Below are 16,321 nucleotides of genomic sequence, written 5' to 3'. Positions count from 1 at the left end.
GAGCGCAGGCCGTCCGGGGGTTGTAGCAGGTTCTTGGTGGAGCAACCCTCACCAGCCCAGCAGCGCCTCCAGGTTGATGGCCTGGGCCATGGCCCGGTAGCCCGCATCGCCCGGGTGCAGGTGGTCGCCGGAGTCCATGGCCGCGCGCAGGTGCGAGGGACGGGCCGGGTCGCGCAGCAGCGCGTCGAAATCCACCACCGCGTCGAAGGCGCCGGCCTCGCGGATCCAGCGGTTCACGGCCTGGCGCACGGCGTCCTTTTCGGGCGAGTAGTGGCCTGCCAGCGGCGTGCCGGCCAGCGCATCGCCGAACGGCGGGATGGTGCCGCCCACCGCACGCACGTTGTGGGTGCGGGCCATGGCGATGAGCTGGCGGTAGCCCTGCACCAGTTCGTCGGCGCGCACGGCACGCTCTTCGGGCGCGAAGGGGCCGCCGGGCCAGCCGATGTCGTTGGTACCCAGCAGCACGATGAGGGCGCGCACGCCCGGCTGGCCGAACACGTCCTGCGCGGCGCGCGTGAGGCCGGCGCGGCCCATGCCGTCGCGCAGCAGGCGCCCGCCCGAGATGCCGGCATTGAGCACGGCCACGCCCTGCCCCGCCAGGCGCTCGGCCAGCACATCGGGCCAGCGCACGTGGGCACCGGGCGTGGCGCCGTTGCCATCGGTGAGCGAGTCGCCCAGCACGACCACGGCTGCCGGCGGCGTGGCGGTCTGCACCACCAGGCCGATCACGTAGGCGCGGGTGCTCCACTCGGTGGCCGATTCGGGCAATTGCAGGGCCGCCGTGTGGTCGCCATTGGCCACATAGGCCGTCTGCCGCGCATCGAAGTGAAAGCCCGCAGGCTGGCTGGGCCGTGGCAGGTACAGCGATACTGCGACCTCGGCCAGCGCGGGCAGGGGCAGGTCCACCGGGTCGCTGACCCAGAGCGCACCGGGCGGCACCACGGTGGCGGCCTGGCCGCCGAAGAGCAGCGGGCGGTCAGTGCCCGGCACGGTGGCAGATCCCCGGGCATGGCGCGCCACGCGGGCCGCGCCGATGTACAGCGGCACCGCGCTGCCCTCGTTGCTCAGCACCACGCGCAACTGCGTGCCGCCCACGCTCAGGCGCACCACCTGGCGGATGGTCTGCTGCTGGTACTGCAAGGGCAGGCCCAGCGACAGGATGAAGTCGCCGCCCCACAGCGGCTGGGTGGCAGCCATCCAGCTCGGGCTCCAGTGTTCGGCGGCTGCGGGCAGCGTGACGGCAGCCATGGCCAGTGCCAGGACGGCGCGGCGCAGGTGCGCGGTGAGATTCCAGGGCTTGTTCATGTCGGTCGATCCTCGTGGGGGCTGAAAGAAGGGCCCACTGTCTTGCATTCCGCGATCCATGAACAGACGGCAAAATGGCATTCCACCCATTCGATATCGGAATACCCATGGACACCCTGCGCGCGCTTGCCGCCTTCGTTCACAGCGTGGAGCTGGGCAGCCTGTCGGGCGCGGCGCGCGCCATGGACACCACCCAGCCCACGGTGAGCAAGCTGGTGGCCGGACTGGAACAGTCGCTGTGCGTGCGCCTGCTGCGCCGCGCCCCGGCGGGGCTGAGCCTGACGGAAGAAGGCCAGCGCTTTCACGAGCATGCGCGGCGCATGCTGGAGGGCTACGACGAGGCGGTGGCCGACGTGCGCCAGCGCACCACACACCCCCGCGGCCTGCTGCGCGTGAGCGCACCGGTGGCGCTGGGCCAGTGCCGGCTCAATGCCATGGCCGGTGAGTTCCTCGCCACCTACCCTGACGTTTCGCTGGAGCTGGTGCTGGACGACCGCTTCATCCACCCGCTGGAGGAGCGCATCGACGTCTCGCTGCGCCTGGGCGGCCCCCTGCCCCCGGACCTGGTCGCCCGCCACCTGGGCACCTGGCCGCGCGTGCTGGTGGCCTCGCCCGCCTACCTGGCTGCACACGGCAGGCCGCGCCAGCCGCAGGACCTGCTGGCGCACGGCTACCTGCGCTATGCGGCCGGTGACGACGGCGTGCTGCTGCAGGGCCCTGCCGGCCCCGTGAGCGTGCCGGTGCACAGCCGCTACCGCGTGAACCACGCCGTGGCCCTGCTCGACAGCGTGCTGGCCGGTGCCGGCATCTCGCTGCAGCCCACCTGGATGGTGGCAGACCTGCTGGCCGATGGCCGCCTGGTGCGCGTGCTGCCCAGGTACACGGGCCCGGCGCAGCAGGCCCACCTGCTCTACGCCGCGCGCCCCTACCAGCCTCAGCGCGTGCGCGTACTGGTGGAGTTTCTGAGCGAGCGCGTGGCGCGGCTACCGGGCAAGGCCAAGGCAGCGCCCTAACGAAGTCCAAGCCGCGCCAGCTTCTTGATCAGCCCCACGCGCGAAATGCCCAGGCGCCGCGCCGCTTCGGACTGGTTGCCGCTGGCCGACTGCATGGCATCGCGCACCAGCCGGCGCTCCAGCTCGGCCAGCGCTGCGTCGAGCGGCCCCAGCCCTTCCAGCGGGGCTGCGGATTCGGTGGCGCCATGCTCCTCGTCCGCCTCGCCTGCGGCCAGCCGGAGCAGCGGTGCATCGACCTCGCTCTGGTCCTTGAGCAGCAGCGCGCCTGCGGCCTCGACCAGGGCCTTGAGCTCGCGCACATTGCCCGGCCACTCGCGCGCGGCCAGCCAGGCCAGGGCATTGCCCGACAGGCCGGCACGCGGCGCCACGCGGTGCAGGAAGCGGGTGGCCAGCAGCGGCACGTCGGCCGGCCGCTCGCTGAGCGCGGGGGTGCGCAGCACCACGCCCTTGAGGCGGTAGTACAGGTCTTCGCGAAAGCTGCCGTCGCGCACCATGGCTTCCAGGTCGCGGTGGGTGGCGGCCACCACGCGCACCTCGGCCTTCTTCTGGCTGCGCCCGCCCACGGGCACGAAGCTGCCCTCCTGCAGAAAGCGCAGCAGCTTGACCTGCATGGGCGGGGGCATCTCGCCCACCTCGTCGAGGAACAGGGTGCCGCCATGGGCCACCTCGACCAGGCCCGGCTGGTCGCGGTAGGCCCCGGTGAAGCTGCCCTTGAGGTGGCCGAAGAGCTCGCTCTCCAGCAGCTCGGCCGACAGCGCGCCGCAGTGGATGGCGACGAAGGCGCTGGCCGACTGCGGGCTGCAGGCATGCAGGGCGCGCGCCACCAGCTCCTTGCCGCTGCCGGTGGGCCCCAGCACCAGCACACTGACCCGCGTGGGCCCCACGCGCCGCACCATGGCGCGCAGCTGCACGGTGGCATGGGCCTGGCCGGCCAGGCCCATGTCGTCGTCGCCGGCCTGCGCTGCGCGCAGGCTGCGCAGCTCGGCGTCGAGCTTGGCCTTGCGCATGGCGCGCGCGATGACGAAGCGCAGCATGTCCGGGTCGATGGGCTTGGTCAGGAAGTCCCAGGCGCCCAGTTCGGCCGCGCGCAGGGCCAGCTCGTGGTCGCCGTGGCCGGACCAGACGATCACCGGCACCCGCGCGAAGCGGGGCACCAGCGCCAGCCCGGCCTCGGGGTCCATCGATGGCGGCATGGCCAGGTCCAGCAGCACCAGATCGGGCGCCGGTTGCGAGGCGAAGGCGGCCAGGGCCTGCTCGGCGTCGCCGGCAACCACCACCTCGTGGCCCAACCCGCGCAAAAAGTTGGCGCCCAGGCGCTGGAAGGCCGGCTCGTCGTCGACCAGCAGGATGCGGCCACGGTCTGCAGCGTCAGGAGGGGTTTGCATCTTTGAGGGGGAAGGTCAGAGTGAAGCAGGTGGTCCACGGCGGCCGCTGTGTGAGCGCCACCGAGCCCCCATGGGCGGCCAGGGTGCGCGCCACGATGGCCAGGCCCAGGCCGGTGCCACCGGGGCTGCGCGAGGCGAAGGGCTCGAACAGCCGGTGGCGAATTTCCTCGGGCACGCCCTGCCCGTCGTCGCAGACATGCAGCAGCACGGCATCGGCGCGCTGCTCGGCGTCGATGTGCACGGCGACCGGGGTGTCGGCACCGGATGCGGCGCGCGCGTTTTCCAGCAGGTTGGTCAGTGCCTGCTCCACGCGCCGCGAGTCGCCGTCGATCAGCAGCGGCGCCTGCAGCGCGGCCCCCAGCGTGCAGTGCGGCAGTCGGCCGGCGGCGGCGCGCACCTGGGCCGCCAGGTCGTAGCGCTGGGGCACCAGCTTCCAGGGCTTGGCGTAGTCCAGCAGGTCGCTGCTCAGGTGCGCGATGCGGCCCACCTGGCCGGCCACCTCGCGGCGCACGTCGGGCGAGGCCGTGGCCACCGCCATGGCGATGATGTTCAGCGGGTTGCGGATGTCGTGCGCCACGGTGGCTGCCAGCGAGCCGAGCTCGGCCAGACGCGCCTGCAGTTGGCGCTCGCGTTCGCGCGCGGCGATCTGCTCGCCCTGGGCCACGCGCTCGGCGGCATCGGCCACCACGGTGCCGAAGAGCTCGGCCACGCGCCGCGGCCCAGGGGGCGCGGCCTCCCAGCCGTGCAGCGTGATCGTCCACCCCTGGCTGGAGGGCGCGCCCAGCAGGCAGGGCGCGGCCGCCGGGGGCTGCACGCCCTCAGCGCCCAGCAGCACCCGTACCTCGGTGCCCGTGCGGCGGCTGAGCAGGGTGCTGGCTTCGCTTTCCAGCGCCGCCATGCTGTCGGCCGATTGCAGCGCCTGGCGCCAGACTTGCAGGTCGCCGGCCGAGACCGCACCGCCCGGGTACACCAGGCGCTCGGCGAACTGGCGCACGGGCCCGTTGAGCGCGATGCAGCTGATGGCCACCACGAAGCCGCCGATCCAGCGCGACTCGATGGGCAGCAGCGGCGTCAGCGCCACCACCACCGCCCCCAGCGCCAGCAGCAGGGCCCAGGCCAGCGCGCGGCGCGCCCAGGCGTTGGACACAAACACGCCATAGCGCAGGATGCCGTAGACCAGGATCACCGGGTAGAGCGGCATGCCCAGCAGGGGGAAGGGGTAGAGCGGCAAGTCGAGCACCACGATGCCGTAGCCCGACAGGCAGCCCACGCCCCACAGGCAGGACGCGGTGACCGCCGCGATCTGGTTGAAGGCCGGGCGCCGGGCGCGCGCCAGCGCTGTGAGCAGCACGGCGATGCCGCCCAGGCCCAGCAGCACCCAGGCCATGCTGGCGACCATGCCCACGGTGTTGGCGATGGCGATGAGACCCACGTGCTCGCGCCAGACCAGGGCGCCCGGCGTCAGCAGCTGCACGGCCAGGGTGGCCGAGCCCCCCAGCAGGTACGCCGCCACCACGCCCCAGCGCGGCAGCCGCACACCGCAGAACACCACGCAGAAGTGAAAGAAGAACGCCGACGTCAGCGGCGAGAAGCCGATCATCGCCATGGCGATGTCGCCGCTGCCTGGCCCCAGCCAGTTGGGCAGCTCGTTGCCCGCCATCCACAGCGCAATGCCGCTCAGGAAGGCGGCCAGCAGCCGGGCGCCGGCCACCCGGTCGGCCCACCACAGCAGCATGCCCGCCAGGGCCAGGGTTTCGATGATGGAGAAGCCGAGGACGGCGCGGATAAGCATGGGATGAAAAGCGGTGCCGGCGAGGGGGTGACCTGTTGCCAGCGTTGACAACATAGCCTGCGCGCACTGTAAACGAAGTATGCAGGCCATTGGTGAAAAGTCCAATGAATCAACGACTTGCAGTGGTGTGGAGGGTTGGCCCGGTTTTCGCAGAAGAGGGATCAAGCAACCCACAGGAAACCCGCCATGCCCTCCACCGCCCTGACCTCCTTCGCCCCCGCAGCCGACGCCGCCCGCCACCTCGACCTGGCCGACTACGTGGGCGCCGCGGGCTGGGCCCGCCTGCCGGCCGCCGTGCGCCGACGCTTCGGTGCAGGCCACCCGGACGTGGACTACGCCGGCCGCATGGACCTGCGCTGCTCCGCCATCGGCCGCATCTACGCCAGCCTGTCGCGCGCCTTCGGCAGCCCGCTCACCAGCCTGCAGGCCCGGGGCCTGGCGGCCACCGTGCGGGTGCGCGGCAATGGCCAGGGCGGGGTGGTGTGGGAGCGGGTGTTCGGCGAGGCCGCCAATGGCGCCACCGGGGCGGCCATCGTGCGCTCGACCAAGGAGCCCGGAGCAGAAGGCCAGTTGACCGAGCGCACGGACGGCGGTCTGGCCATGGCGCTCGATGTGTTCGAGGAGAACGGCACGCTGGTCTTCCAGAGCCGCCGCTTCTTCCTGGCGCTGGGGCCGCTGCGCATCCCCGTCCCGCAGTGGCTGTCGCCCGGCCAGTGCCGCGTGACCCACACCGACCTGGGCGGTGGCGACTTCCGCTTCACGCTGTCGATGCGGCACCCGCTGTGGGGAGAGACCTTCCACCAGTCGGGCATCTTCACCGATCCCCTCCAAGTCGAATGACCACCATGCAGGCCGTTTTCATCCTCATGTCCGTCCAGTCGGTGCTGGGCGCCTTCGACAACCTCTGGCACCACGAGTGGCAGGCCCGCCTGCCGCAGCGCGTTTCGGCCCGCCACGAGCTGGCGCTGCATGCGGCGCGCGAGGCGCTGTACGGCCTGGTTTTCCTGGGCCTGGCCTGGTTCGAATGGCGCGGCGCCATGGCCGGCGTGCTGGCGCTGGTCCTGGCGGCGGAAATAGGGGTCACGCTGGCCGACTTTCTGGAAGAAGACCGCACGCGCCGGCTGCCGCCGCTCGAACGCCTGCTGCACACGGTGCTGACCATCAGCTACGGGGGCTTCGTGGCGCTGATGGTGCCGGTGCTGCATGATTGGGCCTCCATGAACACCGCATTGCACTTTCGCCCGCATGGCTGGATCTCCTGGCTTTTCACGCTGTATGGCCTGGGCGTGCTTGCCTGGAGCGTGCGCAATGTGCGCGCCGTGCGTCGGCTGGCGCAGTCTGCCGCGCTGCAGGAGTCATCGCCCTCCCTTATGGCCAATACACCGTCCCGGGGGCCGACGGTGCTGGTCACCGGCGCCACCGGCTTTGTGGGCAGTGCCCTGGTGCGGCAGTTGCAGGCCGATGGCCGGCGCGTCATCGCCCTGTCGCGCGACGCACGGCAGGCGCAGGCCCTGTTCGGCAAGGGCGTGTGGGTGGTGGAGAGCCTGGACCAGATTCCGTCCGAGACGCGCATCGACGCCGTGGTTCACCTTGCCGGGGCGCGGGTGGTAGGCCGGCCCTGGACGGCGGCACGGCGGCGTGAGTTGCTGGACAGCCGGGTGAAGGTGGCTCAGGCCCTGGTGCAGCTGATGCGGCGGCTGCAGCAGGTGCCCGAGGTGCTGGTCAGCGCATCGGCGGTGGGCTACTACGGTGCGGCCAACCTTCTGTCTGGCGAGGCACTCACCGAGGATGGCCCGCCCCAGCCTGGCCAGTTCCAGTCCGACCTGTGCGTGGCCATCGAGCACGAGGCCCGGCGCGCCGAGGCCCTGGGCGTGCGCGTGGTCCGGCTGCGCCTGGGCGTGGTGCTCGGCCGGGGCGATGGGGCCTACCCCATGCTGGCCCTGGCGGCCCGGTTGGGCATGGGCTCCGTGCTCGGCTCCGGCCGGCAACCGGCCCCGTGGATCCACCTCGACGATGCACTGGGGCTGATCCGCTTCGGTTTGGAACACCAGGCGCTGGCGGGTGCGGTCAACGCCGTGGCGCCGGACACCCCGTCGCAGGAGGGCTTCAGCCGCGCCCTCGCGCAGTCCTTCGGCGGCAGGGTTTTCCTGCGCATGCCCGGGGCGCCACTGCGCTGGCTCATGGGCGAAATGGCCACGCTGCTGCTGGACGGGCAGAACCTGGTGCCCAGAGCTGCGCTGGACGCCGGCTACCGGTTCCAGCACCCGACCCTGGCCGGGGCGCTGCGCGACCTGGCCGGGTGAGGGCACAGAGGCTGGGAATGTTTTGACCGTGCCCGGAAGGCGCGTCACAACGCCCCGGATCTAGGCGCGAAGCACAGCCATAGCTCGGGCTATGGCGAGCATTTGCAACGACGAGCCGGGGTGTTTTGGCGTGCAAGGCGGACATGGACGAAATATTCTCAGCCTCTTAGGCGCGTGCTGCGCGTGCACGGCCGCGCTGGTTCGACACCACGACGTTGTCCTTGGCCAGGGCCTGCCCATCGCGCACCGCAGCCAGCCAGCCCTCAGTGCTGGCCACCGCCGCGAAATTGCTCTGGAAGACGACGCTGAAGACCCGGTGGATCTCCTCGGCGCTGGCGTAGCCGGCCTCGTTCTCGTACGGCAACGCGCCCGTGGCGTCCGACAGGAACTCCACCGCCAGCCCGCGGTGCATGGCCTCGAATGTGGTGGACGCATCGCAGTTGTGCGTCATGTAGCCGGCAATGCTGAGCGTGTCGATGCCGTTGTCGGCGACCCACTGCGCCAGGTCGGTGCCCGTGAACGCGCTGGGCGTGGCCTTGGTGATCAGGTGGTCGCGGTGGCGGCGCGCCACTTCGGGGTGCAGCTGGCCATTGTGCGCATCGGCCTGGAACACCGGCGCGCCCTTGGGCGCATGGTGCTGCACGACCACCACACTCACGCCGGCCGCATGGGCCTCGTCCATAGCGCGCAGGATGTTGGGCAGGCTTTGCGCCACGGGCGGGTATTCGATGGGCAGCAGGCCGCCTTCGAAGTATTCGTTCTGCACATCGATGACGATGAGGGCGCGGCGGGGTGGGTTGGACATGGTCGGTGTTTCCATTGGGTTGCGATGGATTGGATCTTAGGCAGCGACACGCCTGGCCGATAGCGGCCCGAATGCCAATCATCGATAGAATCGGGCCATGATCGCCCGCCAGCCCGAAACCGTCGCCGTGGTCGCCTTCGACGGCATCAGCCCCTTCCACCTGTCGGTGCCCTGCCTGGTCTTCGGTGAGGACCGCGACGAGGACCGCCGCCACCGCTTCGCGCTCTCGGTCTGCGCCGCGGTGCCCGGCGCGCTGCGCACCAACGCGGGCTTTGCGATCCATGTCGCGCATGGGCTCGAGATACTGCGCCGGGCGCAGATCATCGTCGTGCCCTCGTGGTTCGACGACACCCGGGCGGCACCCGTAGAGTTGCTGGACGCGCTGCGCCGTGCCCACCGCCGCGGCGCCACCATCGTGGGCCTGTGCCTGGGGGCCTTCGTGCTGGCCGAGGCGGGCCTGCTGGAGGGGCGTACGGCCACCACCCACTGGTACCTGGCCGGGAGATTTGCCGAGCGCTACCCGCAGGTGGTGCTGCAGCCCGAGGTGCTGTACGTGGACCACGGCGACGTGCTCACGTCCGCAGGCACCGCTGCCGGCATCGACTGCTGCCTGCACCTGCTGCGTATGCGCCACGGTGCGGATGCGGCCAACCGAGCAGCCCGCCGCATGGTCGTGGCCCCGCACCGCCAGGGTGGCCAGGCACAGTACATAGAGACCCCGGTGCGCGCCGCGCCCGAACGCGACCGCCTGAGTCCCGTGGTCGATTGGATGCTGCAGAACCTGCAGCAGCCGCACGACCTGGACGCCCTGGCACAGCGCGCCCTCATGAGTCGCCGGAGCTTCACCCGCAATTTCCGCGAGGCCATGGGCACCACCGTCGGCCAGTGGCTGCTGCACCAGCGCCTGGCCCTGGCCCAGCGCCTGCTGGAGACCACCGAGGAATCCATCGACGCGGTGGCCGACCAGGCAGGCTTTGGCACCCCGGCCTCGCTGCGCCAGCATTTTGCTGCGGCCATGAAGGTCTCCCCCCTGGCGTACCGCAGGCAGTTCCGCACGACCTGAGGGTGGGGAGCCGCGGGAACGGCTGGGTAGCGAGCGCCATCAGCCTCTGGTTCACCACAATCGTCCGGCCTCGGCTCCTACAGGTGACACGAATCGACCCGCCTAGACTCATTGGCTAGTGCAAAGGTCCGATCAAGGGACAGCCAGTACCTGGCCCCGGCCAGAGACGGTCAGGGCATCGAAATCCCTGCCAAAGCACCCAGAAAAAGCAGGGGGAACTTCGGCCTTAGCACTCACTCCAAGAGAGTGCTAATATCATGCCTTAGAGGAAAGGATTCCCGGAATGAACATTCAATCTGGAACCGCTACGACGACTTTGGCGCCCGCAAACCCGTGGGCGCTGGTGCCCCCGCTGGGCAACCTGGACGCCTATATTTCGGCCGTCAACCGCCTGCCCCTGCTCACCCACGAGGAAGAGCAGTCCTATGCACGCGCGCTCAAGGACAACAACGATCTGGACGCCGCCGGCCGGCTGGTGATGTCGCACCTGCGCCTGGTGGTCTCCATCTCGCGCCAGTACCTGGGCTATGGCCTGCCGCATGGCGACCTGATCCAGGAAGGCAACGTGGGCCTGATGAAGGCCGTCAAGCGCTTCGATCCCGACCAGGGCGTGCGCTTGGTGAGCTACGCCATGCACTGGATCAAGGCCGAGATCCACGAGTACATCCTCAAGAACTGGCGCATGGTCAAGGTGGCGACCACCAAGGCCCAGCGCAAGCTGTTCTTCAATCTGCGGTCCATGAAGCAGGGTTTCAAGGCCGACGCGGCCGCTGCCGACGCTGCGACGCACCGCGACACCCTCTCCGAGAGCGAAATCGACTCGGTCGCGCAGCAGCTGAACGTCAAGCGCGAAGAAGTCATCGAGATGGAAACCCGCATGTCGGGCGGCGACGTGCTGCTCGACCCGGCCCCTTCGGATGACGGCGAGCAGGCCTTCGGCCCCATCGCCTACCTGGCCGATGCCGCGCACGAACCCACGGCCATGATCGAGTCGCGCCAGCGCGATTCCCTGGCCACCGATGGCATCGCCACCGCCCTGTCCAGCCTGGACGAGCGCAGCCGCCGCATCGTGGAGGAGCGCTGGCTCAAGGTGAACGACGATGGTTCGGGCGGCATGACGCTGCACGAACTGGCAGCCGTGTACGGCGTGAGCGCCGAGCGCATCCGCCAGATCGAGGTCGCCGCGATGAAGAAGATGAAGAAGACGCTGGCCGAATACGCATAAGCAGCGCCACGCTTTGGCACAGAGGCCGCGTTAACATCGCTGCTTCGCGGCTGAAGTACCTTCGAGAAAGGGCCCCGTCGGGGCCCTTTTCTTTTGCCCTTCCGCCTCCGGACGATAAATTCCAAGGAGATGCTCTTGTCACGCCCTGTTGTTCCCCGCCGTGCCGCGCTTGCGCTCGCGCTCGCTGCCCTGTCGTCGCCCTGGGCCATTGCCCAACAGACCCCGCAAAAAGCCCCGGCAGCCAAACCTGTCGGCGCCGCGCCAGCAGCAGCGGCAGCCCCCCTGGCCTGGCCGACCAAGCCGGTGCGCATCATCGTCGGCTTCCCGGCCGGCTCGTCGCCCGACCTCACGGCGCGCACCATCGCCGAGCCCCTGTCCAAGGCGCTGGGCCAACCGGTGATCGTCGAGAACAAGGTGGGTGCGGGTGGCAACATCGGCGCCGACGCCGTGGCCAAGGCGCGCGACGACCACACCATCGGCCTGATGATCAACGGCAACATGACCATCGCCAAGATGCTCAACCCCGCCGTGCCCTACGACCCCATCAAGGACCTGGCACCGTTGAGCCTGATCGGCACCTCGCCCCTGGTGCTGACCGCGCCCGTGAGCCAGCCCGGCGTATCGGCCACGGCCGATGCGCGCGAGTTCTTCGTGGCCGCGCGCAACGGCGGCGACAAGTGGAGCTATGGCACCCCCGGCGTGGGCACCGTGGGCCACATCGGCACCGAACTGCTCAAGTCGCGCAGCAACATCAACCCCGTGCATGTGCCCTACCCTGGCTACCCCCAGGTGGCCACGGCCATGCTGGGTGGCCAGCTGCAGATGGCGCTGCTGCCGCCGGCCCTGGCCCAGGCCCAGATCAAGGCGGGCAAGCTGCGCGCCATTGGCGTCACCTCCGCCGGCCGCAGCCCGCTGGTGCCCGACGTGCCGAGCCTGGCAGAGGCCGGCATCACCAACTACAACCTGGAAATCTGGAACGCCTTCGCCGCCCCGGTCACCATGCCCAAGCCCATCCAGGCCAAGGTGGCGGCACTGATCAGCGAGATCGCGCGCAGCCCCGACGTGCGCAGCAAGCTGTTCCAGCAGGGCTGGCAGGTGGTGGGCACTTCACCCGAGGGCCTGGCCAACCGCATCAAGGCGGACACCAACCTGCTGGGCGGCGTGATCGCCATGCGCGGGATCAAGGCGGAATAAGCCCACCGGCCCCAACGGCCCTCCCCACGCCTGCAACGGCGACGGAGGGCTTTTTTGTGGGTGCGTTCAGGCGGCGCTCAGCAGCGCGCGCACATCCTCGGTCAGGGCCTGGGCGCCGCTGCCATAGCGGCTGTAGATGCGCAGGCGCCCGGCCGGGTCGTAGATGTAGCTGCCGGCCGAATGGTCCATGCTGTAGCTGGTGGGGGTCTTGCCCTCGACCTTCTTGTAGTAGATCTTGAAGTCCTTGGCCACGGCGGCCAGTTGTTCGGGCGTGCCGCGCAGCGCGAGGAAGGTGGGGTCGAAGTTGGCCATGTAGGCCTTGAGCACCTCGGGGGTGTCGCGGTCCGGGTCAACGGTGACGAAAATGCCCTGCAGGCGCTCGCCGTCCTTGCCCAGGGCCTTCTTGACTTCGGCCAGCTCCTGCATGGAGGTCGGGCAGACGTCGGGGCACTGGGTGAAACCGAAGAACACCACCACCACCTTGCCCGCAAAGTCCTTGAGGCTGCGTGCCTGGCCGTTGTGGTCGGTCAGCGGCAGGTCGCGGGCGTAGTCGGCGCCGGTGACGTCCACGCCACGGAACTCCAGCTTCTTTTCGGAGCAGGCACCCAGCAGCGCACTGCCAGCGAGCGCGGTTGCGCCCATGGCGATCATTCGGAGAGCATGTCGTTTGTGCATGGTGTGGTCGTTCAGAGCACGTAGTGGTCCACCAGCAGCGCGGCGAACAGCACGCTCAGGTGGATGAGGGAAAAGCGGAAGGTCTTGCGCGCCAGCGCGTCCGAGTAGTTGCGCCACAGCGCGAAGCCATAGCCGCAGAAGCCCGCGGAGAGCACCACAGCCGCCACCAGGTAGATCCACGAGCTCATGCCGTAGATGAAGGGCATCAGGCAGCCGGCGAACAGGATCAGCGTGTAGAGAAACACCTGCAGCCGCGTGAACTCGTTGCCGTGCGTCACAGGCAGCATGGGCAGGCCTGACTTGCGGTAGTCCTCGACCCGGTACAGCGCCAGGGCCCAGAAGTGCGGCGGCGTCCACAAAAAGATGATGAGGAACAGGATCAGCGCCTCGGGGCCCACGTCGCCCGTCATCGACGCCCAGCCCAGCACCGGCGGCATGGCGCCCGAGGCCCCGCCGATCACGATGTTCTGCGGCGTGAGCGGTTTGAGGATGACGGTGTAGACCACGGCGTAGCCGACAAAGGTGGCGAAGGTGAGCCACATGGTCAGCGGGTTGACGGCAAAGTACAGCAAGGCCGAGCCGGCGCCGCACAGCACGGCCGAGAACAGCAGGGTCTGCGAGTTGGACAGCTCGCCCTTGGCGGTGGGGCGCCAGGCCGTGCGCTTCATCTTGGCGTCGATGCCTTGCTCGACGATGCAGTTGAACGCGGCAGCGGCACCGGCCACCAGCCACACGCCCACGCAGGCGATCACCATCAGGCCGAACTGCGGCGCGGTGGGCATGCCGGGCACGGCCAGCACCATGCCTATGAGCGCGCAGAACACGATGAGCTGCACCACGCGCGGCTTGGTGAGGGCATAGAACTGGGCCACGCGCGAGGGCGGCGAGGAAAGGGCGGGGGCGACACTCATGCGGACACTCTTCTCGATGCGCGCGAAGGCGCTGGGGTTTCGTCTCGTTGCGGTGCGGTGGCCGCGCGGCTGGCCGCCAGCGCCCAGGTCAGCACCACCACCATGGCGGCCGCACCGCCGGTGTGCAGCACGGCGGCCAGCAGGGGCCAGCCGAGCACCACGTTCGACAGGCCAGTGGCCAGCTGTGCCAGCGCCAGCGCCAGCAGCCAGCGCGCCTGTACCGGTAGCACGGCTGCCTTGTAGAGGCGCCAGACCAACGCCAGCAGCGCGGCCAGCACCACATAGGCCATCAGCCGGTGCACGTAATGGATGGCCGTGAGGCCGGCAAAGCTGATGTGGCTACCGTCCTGCAGCAGGCCCAGCTGGCGCCAGACCTGGAAGCCCTGGGCAAAGTCCATGGCCGGCCACCAACTGCCCTGGCAGGTCGGAAAGCTGGTGCACGCCAGCACCGCGTAGTTGGTGCTCACCCAGCCGCCCAGCACGATCTGCACGGTGACCAGCACGGTGGCCCACACCAGGCCCTGGCGCAGTGCGGGCGCGATGCGCTCGGCCACCCTGCCCTGCGCCCAGTGGGCATGGCGCACGGCCTGCACGCACAGCAGGGCCAGCAGCACCAGGCCGCCGATCAGGTGCAGGGTGACGATGGCCGGGAAGAGCTTCATGGTGACCGTGAGCGCTCCGAACGCGCCCTGCAGGCACACCCAGAACAGCGTGAAGGTGGGCCACCAGGGGCTGATGGGTGGCTCGGCCACGCCCTGGCGCCTGGCCTGTCGGCGCTGCACCCAGGAGGACACCGTGATCACGATGATGAGCACGCCCACGCCCGTGGCCAGGTAGCGGTGCACCATCTCCACCCAGGCCTTGCCGTGGGTGACCGGGCCCGTGGGCATGGCGTCCTGCGCGGCCGCGATGTCGGCGTGCGCGCCCACCGGGCTGGCGTTGCCGTAGCAGCCCGGCCAGTCGGGGCAGCCCAGGCCCGAATCGGTGAGCCGGGTGAAGGCGCCGAACAGCACCAGGTCGAAGGTGAGGAACAGCGTGAGCACGGTGAGCGCCTGCAGGCGCTTGAGCGGCGTGCTGTTGCGGTTGCGCAGCCAGACCCAGACCAGCGGGCCGAGGGCGATGAGCACGCCCAGCAGCATGAGCCGGGCCAGCGGCGCCAGGTCGTACAGGGGCTGTGCGTCGGTCATGGCTTGGCGGGCCGGCCGGCCTCATCCCACGAGGAGGACGCACGCAGCAGGCGATCCAGGTCGCGCTTGGCCTTGGCCGCGCCGCTGCTGTCCATCGCAGCGGGAAAGCGCATCATCCAGTTGCCCATGGGGTCGACCACGTAGAGGTGGTCCTGCAGCGCATGGCCTTCGGCGGGGGCCAGCCAGGCCGCTACGCCCTCGGGGGGCAGGCGCAGCACGGTGGCCTGCTGCAGGGCCGGGGCCAGCAGCGGGGGCGGCAGGGCGGCATCGTTGACGAGCCAGACCCATTCCACGCGGTCCTTTTCCTTGCCCAGGGTTTCGCGCAGCTGGCGCTGCAGGTACAGGTGCTTCTGGCAGGCGTCGTTGCAGTCGCCGCCGGCCACGCTCACCAGCAGCCATTGGCCCTTGAGCGAGGCCAGGAGCGCGGGCTTGCCGTCCAGCGCGGTGCCCACCAGCTCGGGCATGGGGCGCTGGGGGTTGACCAGTTCACCGTAGACGCGGCGGCCCTCGGGGCGGATGACGTAGTAGGTGAAGTACGAGGCGACCACGGGCGCCGCGCAGATCAGCAGCACGCCCAGCATCTTCAGCCGGCCATGGCGGGTGCGCTGCGTGCCGGCCACGGCATCGCGCGCCTCGGGCAGGCTGTGCACGGTAAGGCCCAGCGGGTGGGCCCCGCCGTTGCTGTGCTGCTCAGGTGCCTGGCTGGCTGCGTGGGCGAATGAAGCGTCGGACGATTTGGAACCAGACATAGAGAAGTGCAATCAGGCCGCAGAGCCCGAACCATTGAAATGCGTAACCGTAGTGTTTGTCGACGCCCGCGCCGATGACGGGCCAGTCGCGCGACAGCCCTTCCGCAGCATCCCCGGTCTGCAAGACCGTGAGGGGCGCCAGCGCCAGGCCCGTCTCTGCCCGAAAGGCAGCCAGGTCGAGATTTTGCCGGATGCGGGAAGACCCCTTGGCGCTATCGCCGCCCTCGAACTCGTACAGGCGCGAAGGCGGCAGCGCTACGCGGCCCGCGACCTGCACCGTGCCATCCGGTGTCTGCACTGGCGGCAGCTGCATGCGGTCCTGGAAATTGCGTGGCGCCCAGCCGCGCTGCACCAGCACCACCGCATTGGAATCGACCAGTTGCAAGGGGGTGAGCACGAAGAAGCCGGGGCGGCCCTGCATCTGCCGGTTGTCCAGGTACACCGTGTGCTGGGGCAGCCAGCGGCCTTGCAGCGCGACGGAGCGGTGTACCAGCGCTTGCTGCGCCTCGGGCCCGGCCGGGGCCAGCAGCGAGCGGCCGTCGATGGCCGGCTGGCGCGTGCGCTCGTCAATGCGGGCCTGCAGCGCCTCCTTCTCGGCGGCGCGCGCCAGTTGCCAGCGCCCGAGCGAGGCCGTGGCCAGCATGGAGGCCAGGGCCGCGATCAGAATCAGCCAGAAAAGCGGGCCCAGGGCGCGTCGCGTGCTTGTCACAGGAT

Annotated in this window: 15 protein-coding genes; 6 read left to right on the top strand and 9 right to left on the bottom strand. The window is 70.0% G+C overall.

Annotation, left to right across the window (positions count from 1 at the left end):
• Window positions 1-48: 48 nt before the first annotated feature.
• Window positions 49-1,305, bottom strand: coding sequence for an SGNH/GDSL hydrolase family protein (locus tag ACSQ9E_RS01870; RefSeq protein WP_436216739.1), 1,257 nt, complete (start codon window positions 1,303-1,305; stop codon window positions 49-51).
• Between the two features lie 107 nt (window positions 1,306-1,412).
• Here ACSQ9E_RS01870 and ACSQ9E_RS01865 point away from each other — a divergent pair, with 107 nt between their 5' ends.
• Window positions 1,413-2,318 (top strand): LysR substrate-binding domain-containing protein, encoded by a 906-nt coding sequence (locus tag ACSQ9E_RS01865; protein WP_436216738.1) that lies wholly within the window; start codon window positions 1,413-1,415, stop codon window positions 2,316-2,318.
• On the opposite strand, the gene ACSQ9E_RS01860 is transcribed toward ACSQ9E_RS01865, so the two are convergent.
• Together ACSQ9E_RS01860 and ACSQ9E_RS01855 are read right to left on the bottom strand one after the other, a co-directional pair.
• Complete coding sequence (locus ACSQ9E_RS01860) at window positions 2,315-3,703, bottom strand: sigma-54-dependent transcriptional regulator (protein ID WP_436216737.1); 1,389 nt, start codon at window positions 3,701-3,703, stop codon at window positions 2,315-2,317. The two genes, ACSQ9E_RS01865 and ACSQ9E_RS01860, sit on opposite strands and share 4 nt — an antisense overlap.
• Window positions 3,687-5,495 carry a sensor histidine kinase gene (locus tag ACSQ9E_RS01855; RefSeq protein WP_436216736.1) on the bottom strand — a complete coding sequence of 603 codons (1,809 nt, stop codon included), beginning with the start codon at window positions 5,493-5,495 and terminating at the stop codon, window positions 3,687-3,689. Before ACSQ9E_RS01855 ends, ACSQ9E_RS01860 begins: the two co-directional genes overlap by 17 nt.
• A 186-nt stretch (window positions 5,496-5,681) precedes the next feature.
• On the opposite strand from ACSQ9E_RS01855, the gene ACSQ9E_RS01850 reads away from it, so the two are divergent.
• Entirely contained in the window at window positions 5,682-6,335 is a 654-nt protein-coding gene (locus ACSQ9E_RS01850) for a DUF4166 domain-containing protein (RefSeq protein ID WP_436216735.1), read from the top strand.
• Window positions 6,336-6,340: 5 nt separating this feature from the next.
• The gene (locus ACSQ9E_RS01845) at window positions 6,341-7,798 is read left to right on the top strand and encodes a TIGR01777 family oxidoreductase (RefSeq protein WP_436216734.1); all 1,458 of its coding nucleotides are present in this window, start codon (window positions 6,341-6,343) and stop codon (window positions 7,796-7,798) included.
• Window positions 7,799-7,964: 166 nt separating this feature from the next.
• On the opposite strand, the gene ACSQ9E_RS01840 is transcribed toward ACSQ9E_RS01845, so the two are convergent.
• The gene (locus tag ACSQ9E_RS01840; RefSeq protein ID WP_436216733.1) at window positions 7,965-8,603 is read right to left on the bottom strand and encodes a cysteine hydrolase family protein; all 639 of its coding nucleotides are present in this window, start codon (window positions 8,601-8,603) and stop codon (window positions 7,965-7,967) included.
• A 97-nt stretch (window positions 8,604-8,700) separates the two neighbouring features.
• Here ACSQ9E_RS01840 and ACSQ9E_RS01835 point away from each other — a divergent pair, with 97 nt between their 5' ends.
• From ACSQ9E_RS01835 to ACSQ9E_RS01825, 3 genes are all read left to right on the top strand, one after another.
• Window positions 8,701-9,666 (top strand): GlxA family transcriptional regulator, encoded by a 966-nt coding sequence (locus ACSQ9E_RS01835; protein ID WP_057267997.1) that lies wholly within the window; start codon window positions 8,701-8,703, stop codon window positions 9,664-9,666.
• Window positions 9,667-9,949: 283 nt separating this feature from the next.
• Entirely contained in the window at window positions 9,950-10,891 is a 942-nt protein-coding gene (gene rpoH / locus ACSQ9E_RS01830; protein ID WP_057201846.1) for an RNA polymerase sigma factor RpoH, read from the top strand.
• A 129-nt stretch (window positions 10,892-11,020) separates the two neighbouring features.
• On the top strand, window positions 11,021-12,085 hold the full coding sequence (locus tag ACSQ9E_RS01825) for a Bug family tripartite tricarboxylate transporter substrate binding protein (RefSeq protein WP_436216732.1): 1,065 nt from the start codon (window positions 11,021-11,023) through the stop codon (window positions 12,083-12,085).
• 66 nt (window positions 12,086-12,151) lie between these two features.
• Here the strand turns inward: ACSQ9E_RS01825 and ACSQ9E_RS01820 are convergent, their stop codons facing one another.
• The 5 genes from ACSQ9E_RS01820 to ACSQ9E_RS01800 are packed head-to-tail and all read right to left on the bottom strand — an operon-like array spanning window position 12,152 to window position 16,316.
• Window positions 12,152-12,760, bottom strand: a complete 609-nt coding sequence (locus tag ACSQ9E_RS01820; RefSeq protein ID WP_057201844.1) for an SCO family protein — start codon at window positions 12,758-12,760, stop codon at window positions 12,152-12,154.
• An 11-nt stretch (window positions 12,761-12,771) separates the two neighbouring features.
• Window positions 12,772-13,671 (bottom strand): heme o synthase, encoded by a 900-nt coding sequence (gene cyoE, locus ACSQ9E_RS01815; protein ID WP_436216731.1) that lies wholly within the window; start codon window positions 13,669-13,671, stop codon window positions 12,772-12,774.
• Entirely contained in the window at window positions 13,668-14,858 is a 1,191-nt protein-coding gene (locus ACSQ9E_RS01810) for a COX15/CtaA family protein (RefSeq protein ID WP_436216730.1), read from the bottom strand. The genes cyoE and ACSQ9E_RS01810 overlap by 4 nt, the downstream gene beginning before the upstream one ends.
• A complete protein-coding gene (locus tag ACSQ9E_RS01805) occupies window positions 14,855-15,607 on the bottom strand; it encodes a hypothetical protein (RefSeq protein ID WP_057201841.1) in 753 nt (250 codons plus the stop codon). The genes ACSQ9E_RS01810 and ACSQ9E_RS01805 overlap by 4 nt, the downstream gene beginning before the upstream one ends.
• The gene (locus tag ACSQ9E_RS01800; RefSeq protein WP_436216729.1) at window positions 15,549-16,316 is read right to left on the bottom strand and encodes an SURF1 family protein; all 768 of its coding nucleotides are present in this window, start codon (window positions 16,314-16,316) and stop codon (window positions 15,549-15,551) included. Before ACSQ9E_RS01800 ends, ACSQ9E_RS01805 begins: the two co-directional genes overlap by 59 nt.
• Between the last annotated feature and the right edge of the window lie 5 nt (window positions 16,317-16,321).

Source organism: Acidovorax sp. LjRoot118 (assembly GCF_964253575.1).
Classification (GTDB): Bacteria; Pseudomonadota; Gammaproteobacteria; order Burkholderiales; family Burkholderiaceae_C; genus Acidovorax.
This window is presented reverse-complemented; position numbering and strand designations above follow the sequence as displayed.